The 21179-nt window shown below is 67.3% G+C and carries 17 protein-coding genes; 6 read left to right on the top strand and 11 right to left on the bottom strand.

All coding sequences use genetic code 11. The annotated features are described in order from the left end of the window. Window positions 1-9: 9 nt before the first annotated feature. The 3 genes from AC06FB_RS17145 (at window position 10) to AC06FB_RS17135 (ending at window position 6299) form a co-directional block, all read left to right on the top strand. Window positions 10-1026 (top strand): glucokinase family protein, encoded by a 1017-nt coding sequence (locus AC06FB_RS17145; protein WP_053519284.1) that lies wholly within the window; start codon window positions 10-12, stop codon window positions 1024-1026. A gap of 143 nt (window positions 1027-1169) precedes the next feature. After that, window positions 1170-3830, top strand: a complete 2661-nt coding sequence (locus AC06FB_RS17140) for a TonB-dependent receptor (RefSeq protein ID WP_053519286.1) — start codon at window positions 1170-1172, stop codon at window positions 3828-3830. A 111-nt stretch (window positions 3831-3941) separates the two neighbouring features. Next, the gene (locus tag AC06FB_RS17135; RefSeq protein ID WP_478053923.1) at window positions 3942-6299 is read left to right on the top strand and encodes a family 20 glycosylhydrolase; all 2358 of its coding nucleotides are present in this window, start codon (window positions 3942-3944) and stop codon (window positions 6297-6299) included. Between the two features lie 56 nt (window positions 6300-6355). Here AC06FB_RS17135 and AC06FB_RS17130 read toward each other — a convergent pair whose 3' ends face one another. Both AC06FB_RS17130 and AC06FB_RS17125 read right to left on the bottom strand, forming a co-directional pair. After that, complete coding sequence (locus tag AC06FB_RS17130; protein WP_478053930.1) at window positions 6356-6730, bottom strand: VanZ family protein; 375 nt, start codon at window positions 6728-6730, stop codon at window positions 6356-6358. A gap of 11 nt (window positions 6731-6741) precedes the next feature. After that, complete coding sequence (locus AC06FB_RS17125; RefSeq protein ID WP_128990003.1) at window positions 6742-7926, bottom strand: class I SAM-dependent methyltransferase; 1185 nt, start codon at window positions 7924-7926, stop codon at window positions 6742-6744. Between the two features lie 59 nt (window positions 7927-7985). On the opposite strand from AC06FB_RS17125, the gene AC06FB_RS17120 reads away from it, so the two are divergent. Next, the gene (locus tag AC06FB_RS17120) at window positions 7986-8723 is read left to right on the top strand and encodes a pteridine reductase (protein ID WP_074899803.1); all 738 of its coding nucleotides are present in this window, start codon (window positions 7986-7988) and stop codon (window positions 8721-8723) included. A gap of 55 nt (window positions 8724-8778) precedes the next feature. Here AC06FB_RS17120 and folK read toward each other — a convergent pair whose 3' ends face one another. Next, window positions 8779-9264 (bottom strand): 2-amino-4-hydroxy-6-hydroxymethyldihydropteridine diphosphokinase, encoded by a 486-nt coding sequence (gene folK / locus AC06FB_RS17115; RefSeq protein ID WP_065175155.1) that lies wholly within the window; start codon window positions 9262-9264, stop codon window positions 8779-8781. Window positions 9265-9354: 90 nt separating this feature from the next. Between folK and AC06FB_RS17110 the strand changes: the two genes are divergently transcribed. After that, window positions 9355-10104: a proteasome-type protease gene (locus AC06FB_RS17110; protein ID WP_053519299.1), complete on the top strand. Its 750-nt coding sequence runs from the start codon at window positions 9355-9357 to the stop codon at window positions 10102-10104. Window positions 10105-10175: 71 nt separating this feature from the next. Here AC06FB_RS17110 and AC06FB_RS17105 read toward each other — a convergent pair whose 3' ends face one another. The 4 genes from AC06FB_RS17105 to AC06FB_RS17090 form a co-directional block, all read right to left on the bottom strand. After that, a complete protein-coding gene (locus AC06FB_RS17105; protein WP_478053922.1) occupies window positions 10176-11687 on the bottom strand; it encodes an ATP-binding response regulator in 1512 nt (503 codons plus the stop codon). A 4-nt stretch (window positions 11688-11691) separates the two neighbouring features. Continuing rightward, on the bottom strand, window positions 11692-12132 hold the full coding sequence (locus tag AC06FB_RS17100) for a response regulator (protein ID WP_262101464.1): 441 nt from the start codon (window positions 12130-12132) through the stop codon (window positions 11692-11694). Further along, on the bottom strand, window positions 12129-13946 hold the full coding sequence (locus tag AC06FB_RS17095) for a sensor histidine kinase (protein WP_053519305.1): 1818 nt from the start codon (window positions 13944-13946) through the stop codon (window positions 12129-12131). Before AC06FB_RS17095 ends, AC06FB_RS17100 begins: the two co-directional genes overlap by 4 nt. 208 nt (window positions 13947-14154) lie before the next feature. Continuing rightward, window positions 14155-14541 carry a BON domain-containing protein gene (locus tag AC06FB_RS17090; protein ID WP_053519307.1) on the bottom strand — a complete coding sequence of 129 codons (387 nt, stop codon included), beginning with the start codon at window positions 14539-14541 and terminating at the stop codon, window positions 14155-14157. A gap of 172 nt (window positions 14542-14713) precedes the next feature. Between AC06FB_RS17090 and AC06FB_RS17085 the strand changes: the two genes are divergently transcribed. Beyond that, complete coding sequence (locus AC06FB_RS17085) at window positions 14714-15757, top strand: oxidoreductase (RefSeq protein WP_128989995.1); 1044 nt, start codon at window positions 14714-14716, stop codon at window positions 15755-15757. Window positions 15758-15813: 56 nt separating this feature from the next. On the opposite strand, the gene gnd is transcribed toward AC06FB_RS17085, so the two are convergent. The 4 genes from gnd to AC06FB_RS17065 form a co-directional block, all read right to left on the bottom strand. After that, window positions 15814-16719 (bottom strand): phosphogluconate dehydrogenase (NAD(+)-dependent, decarboxylating), encoded by a 906-nt coding sequence (gene gnd / locus AC06FB_RS17080; protein WP_053519312.1) that lies wholly within the window; start codon window positions 16717-16719, stop codon window positions 15814-15816. 10 nt (window positions 16720-16729) lie between these two features. Then, complete coding sequence (locus AC06FB_RS17075) at window positions 16730-17968, bottom strand: hypothetical protein (RefSeq protein ID WP_478053929.1); 1239 nt, start codon at window positions 17966-17968, stop codon at window positions 16730-16732. Window positions 17969-17985: 17 nt separating this feature from the next. After that, window positions 17986-18588, bottom strand: a complete 603-nt coding sequence (locus AC06FB_RS17070; protein WP_053519316.1) for a DUF2242 domain-containing protein — start codon at window positions 18586-18588, stop codon at window positions 17986-17988. A gap of 194 nt (window positions 18589-18782) precedes the next feature. Beyond that, a complete protein-coding gene (locus AC06FB_RS17065) occupies window positions 18783-20960 on the bottom strand; it encodes a carboxy terminal-processing peptidase (protein ID WP_053519630.1) in 2178 nt (725 codons plus the stop codon). Window positions 20961-21179 lie beyond the last annotated feature (219 nt).

Here is a 21179-nt window from a genome sequence, read left to right as displayed (position 1 = left end):
GGAGCCCGCGTGACCGCCAGCCATCCCGCCCCGGCCCATGTCCTGTCCCGCGTCGCGCCCTCGTTCCTGGCCGCCGACGTCGGCGGCACCCATGTGCGTGTCGCCCGGGTCCAGGCCAGCGGCGATGCCGCCCATCCGGTGCAGGTGCTGGAATACCGCAAGTATCGCAATGCCGACCACGCCGGCCTGAGTGCGATCCTGTCCGACTTCCTGGGCGACGGCCCGCGCCCGGCGCATTGCGTGGTGGCCACGGCCGGTTATGCGCGCGAAGACGGGACGGTCATCACTGCCAACGTGCCCTGGCCGCTGTCCGCGCGGCAGATCGAGGCCGACGTCGGCGTACAGCAGGTCCACATCGTCAACGACTTCGAAGCGGTGGCCTATGCCGCGGCACAGGTCGACGCCAGCGGCGTCCTGCACCTGTGTGGGCCGGAAAGCGCCCCGCGCGGACCGACCCTCGTGGTCGGTCCGGGTACGGGCCTGGGTGCGGCACTGTGGATCCCGACCGCCCATGGCCCGGTCGTGCTGGCTACCGAAGCCGGGCAACCGACGCTGGCCGCCAGCACCGAACTGGAAATGGCCATCGTCCGCCACATGCAGCGCGAGCGCGCTCACGTGTCGATCGAGCACGCAATCTCCGGCCCCGGCCTGATGAACCTGTACCGCGCGGTGTGCGCCCTGCAGGGACAGCAGCCCACCCTGGCCAGTCCGGACGCGGTCACCGCCGCGGCGATGGCCGGCACTGATGCGCACGCACGCAAGGCGCTGGATGTGTTCTGCGGCCTGCTCGGCAGCACCATCGGCGACATGGCCCTGTTCTACGGCGCCCATGGGGGCGTCTATCTGGCCGGCGGCATCCTGCCGCAGATCCGCGAGTACCTGCGCACCAGCACCTTCGTCGAGCGCTACCTGCAGAAGGGGCCGATGGGCGAAGCACTGGCACGCATCCCGGTGAAGGTGGTCGAGCACGGCCAGCTGGGCGTGGTCGGTGCTGCCAGCTGGTACCTGCAGCAGTCGGCCGCCTGACACCGCAACAGGCTTCAACGCAATCGCAGCACGCAGTACGTGGCACGCCAATGCACGGGACATCGCCGCCGCCCCGCGCACGTCAACGCAACCGCAACCGAACACCGCCGCCGGCACCCAATCGAGTGATGAGGAGAGACATCATGAACACCCGCAAGACCCTGCTTTCGGCCGCCATCGTCAGCTGCCTCGCTTTCAGCGCACATGCCCAGCAGGCTGCGCCGACCGCAACCGACCTGGACACCGTGACCGTCACCGGCATCCGTGGCTCGATGGAGAAGTCGCTGGATACCAAGCGCGAAGCCAACGCGCGCGTGGAAGTGGTGACCGCCGAAGACGTCGGCAAGCTGCCGGCGCACAATGTGGCCGACACCCTGCAGCGCCTGCCCGGCGTCAACATCAGCTCGTCCAGCGCCGACGAAGGCGGCTTCGATGAAGCCGACCGCGTCAGCCTGCGTGGCACCAGCCCGAGCCTGACCCAGACCCTGATCAACGGCCACACGGTCGGCTCGGCCGACTGGTTCGTGCTCAGCCAGGGCAACAACGTCGGCCGCAGCGTCAGCTACTCGCTGCTGCCCTCCGAGCTGGTGAGCTCGGTGGAAGTGAACAAGTCCTCGCAGGCCAAGCTGCAGGATGGCGGCACCACCGGTACCGTCAACATCATCACCCGCAAGCCGCTGGAGTTCGCCAAGCCCTTCAGTGCGGAAGCCTCGGTGGGTGCGGTCCGTTCGGACCAGGCCAAGTCGACCGACCCGCAGTACTCGGCGCTGTTCAACTACAAGAATGACGCCAACAACTTCGGCGTGATGCTGCAGGCCTTCTACCAGAAGCGCGAGCTCCGCCGTGAGGCGCAGGAAATCCCGGGCGGTTTCACCCGGATCGGCGCCGATGATCCGGTGGCCCTCACCAATCCGGACCTGATCGGCGTGGCCGTCCCCGGCCTGCTGGGTTCGACCCTGTTCGAACAGACCCGCGAACGCAAGGGCGGGCTGGTGACCATCCAGTTCAAGCCGACCGATACGCTGAACCTGTCGCTGAGCGGCTTCTCCTCCAAGCTGGAAGCCAACAACTACAACCGCAATTTCATGCTGTGGGGCGGCAACTTCGCCAAGTCGCAGGCGCCGAACCCGGGCTACACCGTGACCGACGGCGTGTTGAGCAATGCCACCTACGCGGGCGTTCCGGGCACCAACTACGGTGTCTACGACATGATCTACCGTGAAGCCACGGCCAAGACCAACTACGTCACGTTCGACGCCGACTGGCAGATCAACGACACCCTGGACATGAAGTTCCAGGCCGGTACCACCAAGGGCACCGGTGAAACCCCGCGCCAGTTCATTGCTGAAGTCACGCTCGGCCAGGGCGGCGGTGCCAGCTGGGCAACGCACGGCGCCGGTTCGCCGGTGGACTGGAACATCGGCGGCGACATCAGCCCCAGCGGCGTCACCAGTTTCGGCACGTGGGGCAACCAGCTGGTCCGCGCCGAAGACAAGGAAGACTGGGCCACGCTGGACTTCAGCCAGTATTTCGGCACCGGCGTGCTGAACTCCGTGGACTTCGGCGTGCGCTTCGCCGACCACGAACGCGAAGCGCTCTCGCCGGAAGGTGCGACCCCGGGTGACATCTGGTCCGCACTGCAGGGCAGCGCCACCGCCAACTATCCCAGCGGCTTCGCCGGTGATGTCGGCGGCACCTTCCCGCGCAACATCTGGTACTACACGCCGGATGCACTGAAGAACGCGATCATCAACAACTCCACCTGGCTGGCCGGCAACGATGGCCCCACCGGCCGCCACAACTACGGTGCCGAGTGGAAGGTGAAGGAGAAGAACTTCGCCGGCTACGTGCAGGCCAACTTCAGCGGCGACTGGTGGAGCGGCAACGTCGGCCTGCGCTACGTCAACATCAAGCAGGACATCGACACCTACAACGCGGTCAGCAATGCCGCCGATGCCGATGTGAGCAGCCTGTTCGGCATGTGGGAGCGCACCGCCTTCCAGAACAAGCGCAACCGCGTCCTGCCCAGCGCCAACATCAAGTTCGACCTGGACGACAGGCTGGTGCTGCGCGTGGCCGCGTCGCAGACCCAGACCCTGCCGGATTATTCGGCCCTGGGCGCTTCGTCGTGGGGTTCGGACCTGAACAAGACCGGCGGCGGTGGCAACCCGAACCTGAAGCCGACCCTGTCCACGAACTTCGACGCCAACCTGGAGTGGTACTTCATGCCGCGCGGCCTGCTGTCGGTCGGTGCGTACCACATGGACATGAAGGACTACATCGCCTTCGACGTGGTCTCGCGCCAGCTGTACAGCGAACTGACCAACCAGCTCGAGACCTACCAGATCTCCACCCCGATCAATGCCGACGGCAAGGTCACCGGCGTGGAGGTGGCCTATGAGCAGCCGATCGGCGAGTACTTCGGCATCAACGCCAACTACACCTACGCCAACGGCACCACGGCCCACACCTGGTCCGACGGTTCGCACAACCTGCTGGGTACCTCGAAGAACACCTACAACGTGGGGGCCTACTTCGAGAACGAGCGTTTCGGAGCACGCGTCAGCTACACGCACCGCTCGTCGTTCCTGATCAGCCTGTCGGGCACCAACCCTTACTACCAGGATGATTTCGGCACGCTGTCGGCCTCGTTGAGCTACAAGGCCACCGACTGGCTGAGCATCAGCCTGGATGCGCTGAACCTCAACAACCCGACCTACAAGTACTACCAGACCGCGGCCATTCCGACGTCGTTCTACAGCAACGGCCGCCAGTACTACCTCAACTTCCGCTTCAAGTACTGATCCATCGGCCGCGTCATCGCCGAGTCGTGCACGCACGCCGGGCCTGGGTCATTCCGGGCCCGGCGTTTTTCATGTATAGCGTTCATTGCACCGTTCCAAGGAGTCGTTCCGATGGTCAAGCCCTTCCGCGCCAGGATGCACGGCGCACTGCTGCTGGGCAGCCTGTTTGCCCTGCTGCCGGCCCTGCCGGCCTTCGCCGCCGATCCGGTGCCCGCCGCTGAAGCTCCTGGCCCGCAGCTGCGCGCCAACAGCCTGATGCTGATTCCTGCCCCCGCCAGCGTGCAGCCCGGCCAGGGCAGTGGCATCACTGTGTCCGCCACGACCGCGCTGTACGCAGACGGCGAGGCCGCACAGCGGGTCGCCACCCAATTCGCCGACCTGCTGGCGCGCAGCGGCGGCCCGCGCCTGGCGCTGGCTACCGGCAAGGCTGCGGCCAAGGCAGGCGGCATCCGCTTCCAGATCATTCCCACCTTCCGCGACAGCGGCGAGAGCTACACGCTGGACAGCACCGCGCAGGGCGTGCTGGTGCAGGCCGGCAACGAGACCGGCCTGTTCTACGGCGCAACCACGCTGGCCCAGTTGGCCACCGGCGGCAGCCAGGGCGCGCTGCCGGCCGTGCAGATCCAGGATGCGCCGCGTTTCCCCTGGCGGGGCTTCATGCTCGACTCGGCGCGGCATTTCCAGAGCCTGGACGAGATCAAGCGCGTGCTTGATGCGATGTCCGCGCACAAGCTCAACACCTTCCATTGGCACCTGACCGATGACCAGGGCTGGCGCATGGAGATCAAGCGCTACCCGAAGCTGACCGAGGTCGGCAGCTGCCGCCTGCCGGCCGGCGATGGCGGCATCGATCCGGTGACCAGACAGGAGTACCCGTATTGCGGTTTCTACACGCAGGAGCAGATCCGTGAAGTGATTGCCTACGCAGCCAAGCTGCACATCCAGGTGATTCCGGAAATCGACGTGCCGGGCCATGCCACGGCCGCGATCGCCGCCTATCCGGAGCTGGGCTCGATCAGCACGCCGCTGAAGCCGATCAGCGAATGGGGCGTGTTCCCCAACCTCTTCAACGTGGAAGACAGCACCGTGACCTTCCTCGAGAACGTGCTGGAGGAGGTGATCGCACTGTTCCCGGCGAAGTACGTGCACGTGGGTGGCGACGAGGCGGTCAAGGATCAATGGATCGCCTCAACGCAGGTGCAGCAGCGCATGCGCGAGCTGGGCATCAAGGATGAGATGGCCATGCAGAGCCACATCATCAAGCGCCTGGAAACCTTCCTGGAAGCGCACGACCGCCGCCTGATCGGCTGGGACGAGATCCTCGAAGGCGGCCTGCCGCCGCAGGCCACGGTGATGTCCTGGCGCGGCACCGAAGGCGGCCTGGCCGCTGCCAGCGCCGGCCATGACGTGATCATGTCGCCGGTCGGCTACCTGTACCTGGACTACCTGCAGACCGCCTCGCCCAATGAACCGCCGGGCCGCCCCACGCAGGTCAACCTCGGCAAGCTCTACAACTTCGAGCCGGTGCCGGACGAACTGCCCGCCGACAAGCGCGGACACATCCTCGGCCTGCAGGCGAACATGTTCACCGAGCACACCCGCAGCTATGCGCGGCTGCAGCACAACCTGTTCCCGCGCCTGGCGGCGGTGGCCGAGACCGGCTGGAGCGCGCCCGGGAAGCGTGACTTCCGCGACTTCCTGGCACGCCTGCCGTCACAGCTGCAGCGCTACCGCGCATGGGGACTCGCCTATGCACAGACGCCGTTCGAAGTGGGCGTGGCGTACCACGATGATCGCGCCGCAGGCACGGTGACGGTGTCGCTGGCCAACCCGCTGGGCTACGAGGTGCGCTACAGCACCGATGGCCAGCCGGTGACCGCGCAGTCGCCGCTGTACCAGCAGCCGCTGACCGCGAAGGTGCCCACCACGGTACAGGCCGCAGCGTTCTACCAGGGCCGGATGCTGGCCGCAGAGCCCACCGTAGCCGCGTTCACTCCGCAATCGCTGCTCGCCCGCCGCAGCGACGAACTGCTCAGCTGCGTTGGCAACAAGGGCCTGGTACTGCGCCTGGAAGACGATGGCCCGCGCGAGGGCGCACGCGCGGTCTTCAACGTGGACATCTTCCAGCCCTGCTGGCGCTGGCCACAGGCGCAGCTGGACGGCATCGGCAGCGTGGAGGTGCGCGCCGGTCGCATCCCCTACTACTTCCAGCTGGCGCATGACGAGCCGAACCGTCGCTTCGAGAAGGCCAGGCGCGCGCACGGCGAGATGCTGATCCGCCGGGGCAGCTGCACGGGCAAGGTGCTGGCCGAAGTCCCGCTGCCGGCCACGCCCGATGCCGATGGCTTCGTGAGCCTGCGTGCGACGCTGCCGAAGGGCACGCACGGCACCGACGATCTGTGCATCAACTTCACCGGTGATACCCGCCCGGCGATGTGGGTGCTGGACGAAGTGACGCTGCAGAAGTAACCGGAAGGCTGTGGAGCCGGGCCATGCCCGGTTCCACTTCCATCAGGGAAGGCGTGTCAGCCCCGCCAGCGCAGCAGGAGGTCGCGCAGCGGGGTCAGCGCGAGGCCCAATCCGGCAAGAACGCCAACCGTGTTGGCGAGGGCGTCCATCGGGTCGGCCATGCGGTCGCGTGTCAGCGCCCCCTGTGCGAACTCGATCCCGATTCCCATCAGCACCAGGCCCAGCCCGACCCACAGCAGCGGACGTCCTTGCCGGAACAGCTGCACGGCACTGCCGGACAGAATGAAGTACGCCAGGAAATGTTCGACCTTGTCGCCGTTCTCCGGCACGGGAATCGGTGGCCGCGGAATCAGGCAGACCACGATCACGAACAGCACGGCCAGCACCCACAGCGCAGTCCATAGACGCGGCCGCCGCAGCGGCTTGATCATGCGCGTCGCGCTCACAGGCGCCAGCTCAGATCGCCCAGCGCGAACGCCGGCTCGAAGTCGATTCCACGCTGCAGGCCGATCGCCTGGAAGCGCTCGCCCATGCCGGTCGGCAGGGTCAGCTTCTTCACCTGGTCGCGCAGCTGGATGCGCCCCACCTCATCGGTACGCTCCTCGGCCAGGCTCAGCACCTGGTCCAGGCCATTGCCGATCAGGAAGCTGGCCTGGCTGCAGTACCCCGCCAGCTCGAAGCCACCGTGCAGGCCCGCTTCGGCCATCGCGGTGAAGTCCACCGAGGCCGTGATGTCCTGCAGGCCCGGCCAACGATGCACGTCGTTATGCACGTGGTGGCGGTAGAAGGCGCGCACCGTGCCGTCGTCGCGATCGTGCTGGTAGAACTCGCTGCGGCTGTAGCCGTAGTCGATGAACAGCATCGCGCCACGTTGCAGGCCGCCAGCCACTGCCTGCAGCCAGTACGGCAGCTGCGGCAGCACCTCTGAGCGGTATCCGTCGGCGAAGGGCCTTTCGAGATAGCGTTCGATGTGGCGCACGGCGCCGTTGAGCAGAATATCGGCCGGCTGCGCGCCACGGATGAAGTTGCCCTCCGCGTCCAGTTCCACGGTCTCCTCGTAGACCTCGCCGTCCCTGATCAGGAAGCGCGGGGTCGGAAGTGCGTCGATCACCTCGTTGGCGAACACCACACCTTCCCAGTCCTCTTCGAACGGACGCTCGATCCAGTCCACGCGCGTGGCCAGCTCTGCCGGCAGCGCCTGTTGCAGGCGCTGCTGCTGGCGCTGGCGCAGGTCGGCACTGGGTTCAAGGATGGCATAACGCGAAGGCACCGCATCCAGCTCGGCCAGCCGCAGCAGCACGGCTTCGGCGAAGGCACCGGTGCCGCCGCCCAGCTCCAGCATCCGCGACTGCGCACCGAGCTGGGCGAACACCGGCGCCAGCGCATTGGCCACGCTGCCGGCGAACAGGCCACCCAGCTCGGGCGCGGTGGTGAAGTCACCACCGCCACCGAACTTGCTGGAACCGGCGCTGTAATAGCCCCACCCGGGTGCGTACAGGCACAGTTCCATGAAGCGGGAAAACGGCATCGCGCCCCCCTGGGCGAGGATTTCAGCGCGCAGTGCGGCGGCCAGCTGGTCGCTGTGGGCCAGGGCGTCGGCATCGGGCAAAGGGAAGGTAGGCTGCATGGCGTCTTCGAATGCGGTGACAATGGTGCACAGGATAGCCGAGCCTTGGAGGACCCTCGATGAGCGACACCGCCCCCGTGGCCCTGATCACCGGCAGCGCGCGCCGGATCGGCGCCGCCATCGCACGCCAGTTCCACGCCTGTGGCTGGTCGGTGGTGCTGCATGCCAACACGTCCAGCGCCGAGCTGCAGCAGGCCGCCTTCGACCTGGACAACGTCCGTCCGGGCAGCGTGCTGGCCCTGCAGGCCGACCTGCGCGATGCCGGTGCCCTGCCCGATCTGGTCGAGCAGGCCGTGGCCCACTTCGGCCGCCTCGATGCGCTGGTCAACAACGCGTCCAACTTCTTCCCCACCCCGCTCGGCCAGGTGACCGCCGAAGCGATGGATGAGCTGTACGCGGTCAATGCGCGTGCACCGCTGCTGCTGTCACAGGCGGCCGCGCCGTACCTGCGCCGCCAGCAGGGCTGCATCGTCAATCTGACCGATCTGCACGGCACCGACCCGATGCGCGACCATGTGGCCTACACCATGGCCAAGGCCGCACTGGAGATGGCCACCCGGTCACTGGCGCTGGAACTGGCGCCGAAAGTGCGGGTCAATGCGGTCGCCCCCGGTGCGATCCTGTGGCCCGAGCAGGGAAAGGACGATTTCGCCCGCGAGGCCCTGCTGGCGCGCACGCCGCTGGCACGCACCGGCACGGTGGAGGAGATCGCCGAGGCGGTGTACTGGCTGGTGGCCGAAGCCAGCTTCGTCACCGGCCACACCCTGCGCGTGGATGGCGGACGCACGGTGAGTTGAAGTCCGCCGGGCATGGCCCGGCGCTACCGATCTACGTAGGCGAGCGCAGCGGCCCTCATTCCAGGTCAACCACCTCGAATGCCTCGCCAAACTGAGCGTGTGCGCGCCACAGCGCCGCCAGGGCCAGGCCGCTGACCGGGTCGATGAAGTCTGGCGCGATGTCCGCCAGCGGCTTCAGCACGAAGGCGTGCTTCAGCTCGGGGCGCGGAATGCGCAGATGGCCCGGGCCTTCCACGATGTGGTTGCCGTAGAACACCACGTCGATGTCCAGGGTGCGGTCGGAGAAGCGCGGACCACTGCGATCACGACCGTGGGCGTCTTCCAGTGCGTGCAGCCAATCATCCAGCGCCTGCAGCGGCAGATCGGTCTGGATCAGCACGCCATTGTTGAGGAAGGCCGGGCCATCGAAGCCGACCGCGGCCGTGCGGTAGGCCGGAGACACCTGCAACGCGCCGAAACGCTCGCGCAGGGCCGCCACCGCGGCGTGGAGATGGCGGCGGGGCTGGACGTTGCTGCCCAGGCTGAGGAGCACGGTGGTCATGCGGTTCAGGTGACGGGTCTGGGGGGCGTGGGCATGCCGTCGTCACGGCGGCCTGCCTACAATCCGGGACGCACATGATAGGGCACCGACATGACCTATTGCGTTGGAATCGAGGTGGACCAAGGCCTGGTCTTCGCCGCCGACACCCGGACCAATGCCTCGCTGGACGATGTGCGCGTGCACCGCAAGCTGCACGTGTTCGAGTATCCCGGCCAGGCGGCCTACGTGTTGATGGCGGCTGGCAACCTGGCCACCACCCAGTTGCTGGTCTCGCGCCTGACCCGGGACGCCGGCGAGCGGCGCACGCCCAACCTGCGCGACATGACCCATCTGTTCGAAGCGGCTGCCTACGTCGGTCGCCTGCTGGTGGACAGCCAGGTGCACGGCGGCCACAGCGAGCACGGCCATGACGGCGTCAACACCCAGGCCACGCTGATCTTCGGCGGCCAGGTCGCCGGCGAACGCCCCGGCCTGTACATGATCTACCCGCTGGGCAATGCCATCGCCGCCTCGCCGGAGACCCCCTACCTGCAGATCGGCGAGTCCAAGTATGGCAAGCCGATCCTCGACCGCATCCTCAGCCCGGCCACGCGCCTAGAGGACGCCGCACGCACGGCGATCGTGTCGCTGGATTCGACCATCCGTTCCAACCTCTCGGTCGGCCTGCCGATCGATCTGGCATTGCTGCGCGACGGCGAGCTGCGGATCGCCCAGCAGCTGCGGCTGGGCGCGGACTCGCCCCTGTATGCGGACATCCACCAGAACTGGTCACGGCGGCTGGAACAGGCCGTGGACAGCCTGCCACGCTTCCCGTGGGAGACCCCGGAACGGCCGGCGTGACCTGCCGCCGGGCATGGCCTGGCGCTACCTACCGCTTCCGGTAGCGCCGGGCATGGCCCGGCGACGCAGATTCAGCCCAGTGCCTCTGCCACAGCGCGGAACACCTGCTGCATCTGCAACGGCTTGCGCAGCACATGCACCTCGATGCCATCAGGGAATGCATCGGCCGGAACCTCCACTGACGCGTCTTCCAGCACCAGCGCCGGCCCCCGGTAACCCAGCCCGGCCATTTCGCCCAGCAGCTGGCTGGCCGGCAGCAGTTTGGAGCCGGCATCGGCGATCACCAGCGCCGGCATCGCCTCCTGCTGCATCCAGCGCAACGCCGCCGGGCCATCGGAGGCCAGCTGCAGCTGATATCCCTGGCTGGACAGCGCGTTGCCCAGCAGCGACAGGCGCGTGGCTTCACCATCGACCACCAGGATCGACTGGCCACTGCCCAGTGCCACCAGCTGCTCGATCGGCTCGCCGCTCTCGATGGCGTCACGCATCGGCAGGCGCAGCTCGAAACAGGTGCCCTGCCCCGGCTGGCTGGTGACCGTGATGCTGCCGCCAGCACCTTCGACGATGCGCTTGCAGGAAATCAGGCCCAGGCCGGTACCGTCCGCCTTGGTGGTGAAGAAGGGATTGAACAGGTGCGAGAGCGTGTCTGCATCCATGCCGATGCCTTCGTCGGCCACGGCGATGCGCATCCAGTCCACACCGTCGCGCTCGCCGGCATGGCTTGCGGTCAGGCTCAGGCGGCCGCCGCTGGGCATCGCCTGGATCGCATTGAGTGCCAGGTTCAACAGCACCTGCTGCAGCTCGGTGTAGTTCGCATCGACCGCCAGGCCCTCATCCTCCACCTGCAGGTGCAGGCGCACCGCATCGGGCACGTTGCTGCGCAGCAGCAGCGCCACCGCGTCGAACAGGCCGTCGATCTGCACGCGTTCGCTGGGCTTGCGCGAGCCACGGACGAACGACAACATCGATTCCGCCATTTCATGACCGCGGCGGCCGCACTCGGCGATCACATCCGCAAGGTGGTGCAGCTGCGGATCATCGGTGCGCGCCTTCAGCAGGTCCGGCATGATCAGCAGCGGCTGCAGGATGTTGCGCAGGTCGTGGCTGAGGCCAGCGGCGAGCAGCGAAAGGCTTTCCAGCCGTTGCGCGCGCATCAGCTCGGTTTCCACGCGCGAACGCTCCACCGCGCTGCGCGCCTCGCGGATCGCACGGGCCACCGCCGACGGCAGGCGCGCTGGCTGGTGCTTGATGATGTAGTCGTTGGCGCCCTTCTGCAGCGCCGCCACTGCATTCTCCTCACCCATCGTGCCCGAGACGAAGATGAAGGGAACATCCGGCGCCGTCTCGCGCACGATGCGCAAGGCATCGTCGCCGGAGAAACCCGGCATGCTCAGGTCGGACAGCACGATATCCGGCTGGAATGCGGCCAGCGCCTGGCGCAGTTCCGCCTCGCTCTCAACGCGCTCGAAGCGGGCTTCCAGGCCCGCATCCAGCATCTGTTCGGACATCAGCTCGGCGTCTTCAGGCGAATCCTCCACCAGCAGGATGCGCAGTGCCCCGAGGGAGGGACCGGTCAGGGGCATGGGCTTACTCGAGTTCCGGTGCCTGGTTGATCAGTGCCCAGAACTTGCCCAGGGTCTGCACGGCACCGAAGAACTGGTCCACGTCCACCGGCTTGACCACGTAGGCGTTCACGCCCATGTCCCAGCTGCGGGCCAGATCGCTCTCTTCGCGCGAGGACGACAGGATCACCACGGGAAGGCGCTTGAGCTCCTCGTGCTCACGGATCTGCCGCAGCACTTCCAGGCCGTCCATGCGCGGCATCTTGATGTCCAGCAGCAGCACCGCCGGCAGGCCCTCCTCGCGGCTGGCGAAGGCACCGCGCCGCAGCAGGTAGTCCATGACCTCCACGCCGTCCTCGACGTGCACGATGGGATTGGCCAGGCGGGCTTCCTGCAGGGCGTCGATCGCCATCTCGGCATCGGCCGGGCTGTCTTCGGCAAGAAGGATGGTGCGCAGAGTCGTCATGCGGAGGGACCTTGTTTGTCCGCGTCGAGCGCGGGAGGCAGGTAGAAGTGGAAGGTTGCGCCGGCGTCCGGCTCGGCTTCGGCCCAGACCCGGCCTCCATGACGGGTCAGCACGCGGCGTACGCTGGCCAGGCCGATGCCGGTACCGGGGTAATCACTGGCCTTGTGCAGGCGCTGGAACACGCCGAACAGCTTTCCGGCATAGGCCATGTCAAAGCCTGCACCATTGTCGCTGACCGTGAACTGATGGCCGCCATCGGGCTGCGGCTGGTAATCCACGCGGATCTTCGCCGGTTCGCGGTTGCTGGAATACTTGACCGCGTTGCCGAGCAGGTTCAGCCACACCTGGCGCATCATGTTCTCATCGGCCACCACGATCGGCAGCGGTGCGATGTTCCATTCGACGTGATGGACCTGGCCACTGCTTTCAGCCTCGGCCTGCAGGTTGGAATCGAGCATCGCACGGGTATCGGACACCAGCGACTGCATGTCCACTGCCTGCTGGCGCATCGCTGCGCGCCCCAGCCGCGAATAGACCAGCAGATCGTCGATCAGCGTCGCCATGCGCCGCGCCGAGCTGGAGATCACCCCAAGGTAATGCAGGCTCTTCTCGTCGGCGCTCTCGCCCAGGTGGCGCGACAGCTTGTCGGAGAAGCCGGCAACGTGGCGCAGCGGCGCGCGCAGGTCATGCGACACCGAATAGCTGAATGCTTCCAGCTCGCGATTGACCTCCGAGACCTGCGCCACCTTGCCTTCCAGCTGGCGGTTCAGTTCCTCCACACGCGACTGCACGGCGCGCTGCACGGTGACATCGCTGACGGTCAGCAACACCACTTCATCGTCGGTATCCGGCAGCGGCATGCGCCGCGCGTTGAGCAGCATGTAGCGCACCACGCCCTCGGAGGTGCGCTGTTCGTGCTCGAAGTCCCACAGCTCGCGCCCGCGCAGCAGCACATCGACCAGGCGCTGGCGCACGACGGCGTCCCGCCAGGCGCCGTCGCCGACGTCATCCAGCAGCAGGCCATCGGCACGTTCGTCCTGCAGGCCGTACAACTCGGCAAAGGCCGGATTGTGCAGCTGCACGCGCAGCTCGCGGTCGAGCAGCACGATCGGCTCACGCACGGTCTGCAGTACTGAGGCAGCGCGCGCGGCCGAGCGCAGCGACTGCCGTTCGGCCTGCAGGCGCCGACCGATCTGCCGCTGCAGCAGCCAGAGCACCAGGCCGAGCAGCGCCAGCTGCACCACCAGCGAGCTCCACGAGACGAATTCGGTCTGCCTGCGCTGCCGCGCAGCCTGTTCGGCCCGCTCGGCCAGCAGCGCCTGCTCGCTGTTCTGCAGCTCTTCAACCACGCTGCGGATCGGGTAACGGGTGCTCAGGTCCTGTACCAGCGCGCGCTGGTCACTGTTCGGTTCGGCCTTGGCCAGCGCGCGCGCCACCGCCAGCCGCCCTTCCAGCATGGACTCGATGCGACCGATGCGGATCAGCTGCTCAGGATTATCGCGTGTCATCCGGCCCAGCTCTGCGAGTCGGCCGGGAATCTCGTTGGCCTTGGCCATGCGCTCGCGCAGACCGGGCGCGTCCACGCCCTTGGACAGCGTCAACGCCGCCGACTCGACATCGCGCACATCGGCCTGCAACTGTTGGAGCGCCACGCCAACCGCCTGCGTATGCGTCACCCAGGCCATGGCTTCTTCGTTCTCACGCTGAAGCTTGCGCTGGGTCAACCACGGCACGACGATGATCGCGGCGGCGGCCAGCGCCAAGGCCGGCAATCGCCAGCGATCCCAGATGTCGTCACTGAACACCAGCGCCATAGTTCCTCATCAGCACGGCCGCAGAGGGATGGGCCCGGACAGGCCCAGCTGCGGCGGAACCGGCAATATAGCGCAGGCGGTCACACCTCTGGAACGTCTGGCCCCGGCAGCTGAACGCTCCAGAAAACATCATGGGTGGAGCCGGGGCTGGCCCGGCTCCACCGTCATGCAGCTGTACTGCGGCGCCCCGGCGGGGCGGCGCACGGGATCAGCGCTTGGCCGCCGCGTTGACCTTCAGCGCGCTGGCATCAACGCGGGTGACGCCCTTGATGCCCTTGGCCGTAGTGACGGCCTTGTCATGCTCGGCCTGGGTCGCCACCGTGCCGCTGAGGCTGACGACGCCATTCACGGTTTCCACCTTGACCTCGGTGCCCGGCACATTGCTGCTGGCCAGCAGGTCGGCCTTCACCTTGGTGGTGATCCAGGTGTCGGTCACCGGCTCGTTGGAGTCGTGGCGATCGGCGTGGGTCATCGCCGAATGGTCGGTGGCAGGCGGACTCTTGGCTGCCGGATCCTTGGCGAATGCAGCCGAGGAGGACAGCGCCAGGCCCAGGGTGAGGGCCGAAGCAATCAGCGTACGGGTCGGGTTGTTCATCGTGTGTTACCTCCTGCGGAATGTGGGGTCAGTGTGGCCGCAGCGCCGTGCAGCAGGCGTGGCGCTACGGTCACGCCGCCGTGAATCGCGCCGGTTTTCAACGCAACCGTTCAGCTTTGGATCCTGGCCCCCGTCGTTTACCCTGCATGCCTGATCTGCGCGGAGCACTGCCATGCGCCCTGACCTGCAACTGGCCCTGATCGGGTACGGCCTTGCCGGCCGCGTTTTCCACGCGCCGCTGATCCAGCACACCCCGGGACTGACCCTGCACAGCGTGGTCAGTTCGCAGCGCGACCTGCTGCTGCGCACGTTCAGCGATGTACACGTGCGCGCGGCACCCCAGGACGTATTCGACGATCCGGCGGTGGACGCGGTGGTGATTGCCACGCCGAATGACCAGCACGCACCATTGGCGATGGCAGCGCTGGCCGCAGGCAAGCATGTGCTGGTGGACAAACCCTTCGCACTGGACGTGGCCGAAGCCGAAGCCGTGCTGGCGGCGGCGCGCGATGCAGACCGCATCGTCACGGTGTTCCAGAATCGCCGTTTCGACGCCGATTTCCTGACGTTGCAGGCCTTGCTGGCCGAAGGTGCGCTCGGCGAAGTCGCCGAATGCCATGCGCATTTCGATCGCTACCGCCCGCACGTGCGCGAGCGCTGGCGGGAGCAGGAGGGGCCTGGCAGTGGCCTGTGGTATGACCTTGCACCGCATCTGCTGGATCAGATGCTGGTGCTGTTCGGCTGGCCGCAGGCGATCGACGCGGACCTGGCGGTGCAGCGCGAAGGCGGCAGCGGCATCGATTACTTCCATGCGGTGCTGCATTACCCGAGGCACCGCGCGATCCTCCATGCCGGTTCGCTGGTGGCGGCACCGACGCCCCGGTTCGCCGTGCACGGCAGCCGCGCCAGCTGGATCAAGCAGGGCCTGGACGTACAGGAAGCACAGCTGCGCCGCGGCGTTGCGCCGGGCGCGCCGGGCTGGGGCATCGACCCGCGTCACGGCGAGCGGGTGTACTGCGATGCCGAGGACAACGTGCAACGCAGCACGGTCGACAACCTGCCGGGCGACTATCGCCGCCTGTATGCCCAGTTCGCTGCGGCGATGCAGGGTGACGGTGAACCCACGGTCAGCCCATTGCAGGCGCTGCAGGTAATGCGCTTGCTGCAGGCTGGCAGGGACAGCGCTTACGAGGCCCGGCGCATCGCACTGAACTGATCGCGGTCCGCGGCCCGGAACCCCACGGCAGCGCCGAAGGGCTCCGTTCCTGGCGCTTACGACTTCTTGATCGCATGCCCACCGAACTCGTTGCGCATCGCCGCCAGCAGGCGGTCAGTGAACGAATTCGACTCGCGCGACCGCAGGCGTTCCAGCAGCGAGAGCGTGATCACCGGCGCCGGCACATCCAGCGCGATCGCTTCGGCCACGGTCCAGCGGCCTTCACCGGAATCCTCCACGTAGGGGGCGATGCCATCCAGCGACGGATTGCGCTTGAGCGCCTCGGCACTCAGGTCCAGCAACCACGAACGCACCACGCTGCCATGGCGCCAGACCTCGGCAACCTGCGCCAGGTCCAGCTCCATGTCCTGCTTGCGTTCCATCAGTGCGAAGCCTTCGGCGTAGGCCTGCATCATTCCGTACTCGATGCCGTTGTGGACCATCTTGGTGAAATGGCCCGCACCGGGAGGACCGACGCGTGCCCAACCCCGATCCTCCGCCGGCGCCAGTGTGCGCAGCAGCGGCGCAACCTGCTCCACCACCTTCGCCTCACCGCCGACCATCAGGCTGTAGCCCTCCTGCAGGCCCCAGATGCCGCCGCTGGTGCCGCAGTCGACGTAGCCCAGGTCGTCCTCGGCCAGCGCCTTGGCGCGGCGGATCGAGTCCTGGTAATTGGAGTTTCCGCCGTCAATGACGATGTCACCCTCGGCCAGGTGCGGGGTCAGCTGGCCGAGCGTCTGGTCGACCGTTTCGCCCGCCGGCACCATCAACCACAGCACGCGCGGCACCGGCAGCGCGGCGACCGCGGCGGCCAGCGAATCGACTACTTCGATGCCGGCCTCCGCGGCGCGCTGGCGGGCGCCTTCGCCCGGGTCGTAGCCGACCACGCGGTGGCCGCCGCGATGCAGGCGCTGGGCCATGTTGGCGCCCATGCGGCCAAGGCCGATCATTGCAATATCCATTGTTTCACCTTCAGTTGGGGTCTAGGGTCAGGCTGCCTGGCCTGCCGGTTGACGCACAGTGGCGCAGCTGCGCCTCGCGCCAACGCCGGTAGAGCGTGGTATGCAGATTGTGCACCGCCAGGTCGATCGAAAACGGCGTTCGTGGATTGCGGTCGAGCAGCCGGGCGATGTGGTAGCCGATAGGACGTATACCGCGCGGATGCACGTAGATCACGAACTGCTGGTAGAACGGATCGTCCAGCACCTGGTCCATGCGTGCCAGGCGGGCGTGGTAGCGCGCTGGAAGGCGCGCCCGCAGTCCGGGGTCGCGTTCGAACAGGAGCCGCTCGAAATAGCGCCGCCCCACCCGCGGCAGCCCCTGCGCCAGTTGCCACAGCTCGGCGTTGCGCTGGTCGTACCAGGCCAGGCCTCCGTGGCGGGCAAGCGCCTGTGCTGCATCCGGCCCGACGTCGACAACGACGAAGTTCTCGGCCTGGTTGCTCAGATCGTCCAGCGTGCTCTTGTCGTACACGTGTTCGATGAAGCCGGGCAGGCCCGCGAAGGCCTGACGTCCCCTCGCCGAGGTGCGCACGGCTTTGCCGTCGGCAAGGAAGTCGCCCGCATGCGCACCGAGCAGGACACTGTCGGTGCCGTGCAGCGCGATGAAGGTGCCGATCGACAGTTCGCCTGCGGTGAACTCCGCGTCGAACGCAGCATCGCCATACAGCTCACGCTGCGCTGCCAGCTGCGCGACCTGGCGGCCGACACCGCATTCGGCACGCACCGCACCGCCGTAGAACGCCTGCAGCGCGCGGCTGTTGCCATCCACGGGAACGTAGCCGCGGCCGAAGCTGCGCACGCGTTGCCACCCCTGCGCCCGTGCGCCCTGCATCCCGAAGCCGATCCAGCCCAGCTGTGCGCCGGAGAAGCGGAACTGCGGGTTGCCCTGCAGCGACGTGGCGGCCCGCCGGGTCGCCGCGCCCAGTTCGAAGGCATAGGCACAGACCGTGGAAGGATCCTCCAGCAGCTGCTGCAGCAGCGCCTCGCGCTGCGCCCCGTCCAGCGTCTGCGGCCATCGCACACGCAGATCACCTGCGGCCTGCGCCTCGACCAGCGATGCCCGGGTGCACACCGGGCCACCCTGGATCTGCGGCGCACTGACCGCAGCCACTTCAAACCGCCAGCCCAGCCGCTGCAGCAGGCCCTGCGTGCAGTCCGCGGCCGCCGCCGCGCTGCCTGCCGGCGAAGCCAGCAGCAGGGCCATGACCATCAGCCCACGCCGCACGCTCAACCCTGATCCGTCGCCGCCGCCGGCTCCGATACGGGGGGAGCGGGCAGCCGTTCCGGAACCGGCGGCGCCTCACCGGGGGCGGCCGGCAGGTACTGCTGCAGGCGCTGGAAGAACCGGCGGTAGAAGTCGGCATCGGTGATGGTGCTGCTGGCGACCTTCACCAGGGAATCGTCATTGCTGCCGAACGGCAGCGACACCGAACCCAGCGCGCCCACGCCCACGCTGGCCGAGGTCGGGCTCTTCTTCAACGCATAGCGGTCCTGCACCGCGCTGACGAACACCAGCGACTGGCTGCCACGCGGCGCGCAGGAGATGCGGAGTACCAGTTGCTCGTGATCGTCCTCGCGGGGCTGGAAGTTCTTGCTCCCCTCCACCTGCGCGTCATCGACGCGGGCGATCGCATAGCCCTGGCTGAGCAGGGCCCGTCGCGCCGCTTCACAGGCATCGGCCGGGCGGCTGTCGACCGTCCGGGAGAAGGTGTCGCCGGAATCGAAGGACTCGCGCAGCACGGTGCTGTCGGCGGCGCGGCCACCGCAGGCCGACAGGATCAGGGCACTGGCAATACCGACGGCAACGCTGCACAGAGGGGAGACCCGCATGGGAACTCCTGCGAGAAAGGTAGCTGCTAGGGTAGTCCCGCCCCCGTGTGCGGCAGGTCGACAGCACCGCTGGCGGCGCAGGTTGTTGCTCCCGGTTCATGCACCGGCAGCGCCGGGCATGACCCGGCGCTGCCCGTCAACGCAGACGGGGCCGGCATTGCCGGCCCCGTGGGGTACTTCATGTCACGCGTGGCTCAGTCGGCCCAGCGACCGGCCCCGGTGGACTGCGGCAGCACCTGCGCCGACAGCGGGCGATCATTGGCCAGCAGATTCACCGCATCGGCCAGGATCGCAGCGGATTCACGCAGCAGCGGGTCCGGTCGCTTCTCGGCGGCCTTCTCACGGGCGGCATCCTTGACGATATCGCGCTCGTTGCCGGTCAGGCCGTCATCGCTGCTGTCATCGGCCAGCGGATCCAGGGCCAGGCCCAGCTCCTTGCGCATGATCTGGCGCTCCTTGCGCTGGGTGTCCTGGCGTTCCCGCTCGGCACGACGCGTCGCTTCATTGAGCGAGACATACTTCTTCGCCGCTTCGGCACGGAACTGCTCGACATCCTCGTTCCACCACACGAATTCCTTGTCGGTGGCGATGCGTGCCTCGTGGCGGGTTTCCAGCTTCGGCAGCAGCGGCGCGAAGTTGCCGTACTGCGTATGCGGCACCGCGGCGATGCGGGTCCACGGCAGGGCATTGTCGTAGGTGCTTTCGCCGAACTCGGTGGCATCGACGCTGGCGGGGAACGCCAGGTCCGGCACCACGCCCTTGTGCTGGGTGCTGCTGCCGCTGATGCGGAAGAACTGGGCGATGGTCAGCTTGACCTGGCCGAAGCGCTGCGTTTCGCCGCTCGGCCAGCGATCAAGGTCGACGATGTTCTGCACGGTGCCCTTGCCGAAGGTGGTCTCGCCGATCACCAGGCCGCGGCCGTAGTCCTGGATGGCACCGGCGAAGATTTCCGACGCCGAGGCCGAACCACGGTTGACCAGCACGGCCAGCGGGCCGTCCCACGCCACGCCCTGATTGCGGTCGCTGTTGACGGTGATGCGGCCGCCCGATTCACGCACCTGCACCACGGGGCCCTGTTCGATGAACAGCCCGGTCAGTTCGATCGCCTCGTCCAGCGAGCCACCACCGTTGTTGCGCAGGTCCAGCACGACGCCGTCGAGCTTGTCGTTCTTGAAGCCCGCCAGCAGCTTGGCCACATCGCGCGTGGCCGACGCATAATCGGCGGCATTGCGGCGGCGGCCCTCGAAGTCCTGGTAGAAGGTCGGCAGCTTGATCACGCCGATCTTCCGCGCCGGCTCGCCATTGGCGGCCGGAATGGTCATGGTTTCACCCTTGGCGGCCTGCTCGGCCAGGCGCACCTTCTGCCGGGTCAGGACCAGGGTGTGATGCTTGCCATCGGCGCCCTCCTCGGCCGGGATGAACTCCAGCTTGACCTGGGTATCCTTGGCACCGCGGATCTTGGCCACGACATCGTCGATGCGCCAGCCGATCACATCCTCGACCACGCCCGACTTGCCCTGACCGACGCCGACGATGCGGTCACCCGGCTTCAGGGTGCCATCCACGGAGGCCGGTCCACCGGCGATGATCTCGCGGATCACCACCATGTCGTCCTGGCGCTGCAGCTGCGCACCGATGCCTTCCAGCGACAGCGACATCGCCTGGTTGAAGTTCTCGGCGGTACGCGGAGTGAAGTAGTCGGTGTGCGGATCGACCGCACTGGTGTAGGCGTTGAGGAAGAACTGGAAGACATCCTCGCCCTTCAGCTCGTTGACCGACTTCTCCAGCGTCGCGTAACGCTTGTCCAGCGTCTTGCGGATGTCGTCCGGCTTCTTGCCGGCCAGCTTCAGGCGCAGCCAGTCATTCTTGACCGACTTGCGCCACAGTTCATCCAGCTCGGCATTGCTGGCCGCCCACGGCACCTTCTTGCGGTCGTACTCAAAGCGCTCGTCGGTGGTGAAGTCCGGCTCCTGCCTGAGCAGCTTGCGTGCGTAGGCCACGCGCTCGCCTACGCGCTGCTTGTACACCGCGAAGACCTGGAAGGCCGGCTCAAGTTCACCGCCACGGATGGCATTGGCGATGTTCGCCTCGAAGGGTGCGAAGCGCGCCACATCGGCCTGGGTGAAGTACTGCTTGCCGCCGTCCAGGGTCTCCAGGTAACGCTTGAACACATCCTTGGAGGTGGCTTCATCGAGCGCACGCGGACGGTAGGCGTACCGGCTGTCGGACAACAGGCCGTACACCAGCTTGGAGGTGGTCACCTGATCGGCGGTCGCCGCAGCCGGCAGCGCCGGCGAATCGGCCTTGGCCGACAGCGCCAGCGGCGCTACCAGCGCCAGGGCCATCAGGAATGCGGGGGCTTTGAATTTCATGAACGTGCTCGAAGGCGCCTTGCCAAGGGGGAGACTGCGTGGTGTTCAGACATCACGACAGTGCCGAAAGTTGCCGGGTTTGTCACCCGTCCGCATCCGGTGGAAAACCAGCCTAGCGGGGCCGGTGTAGCAAATTGTGAATGCAGGCGAAGGCGTGCGGACCAACGGTCCGCGCCCACCACGGTGGTAGGCACGCCCATCGGTAGCGGGGGGGGGGGG

The sequence above is a fragment of the Stenotrophomonas sp. Steno-C15 genome (assembly GCF_056393265.1).
Note: the sequence above shows the minus strand (reverse complement) of the source record. Positions and strands in the feature narration are given on the sequence as shown.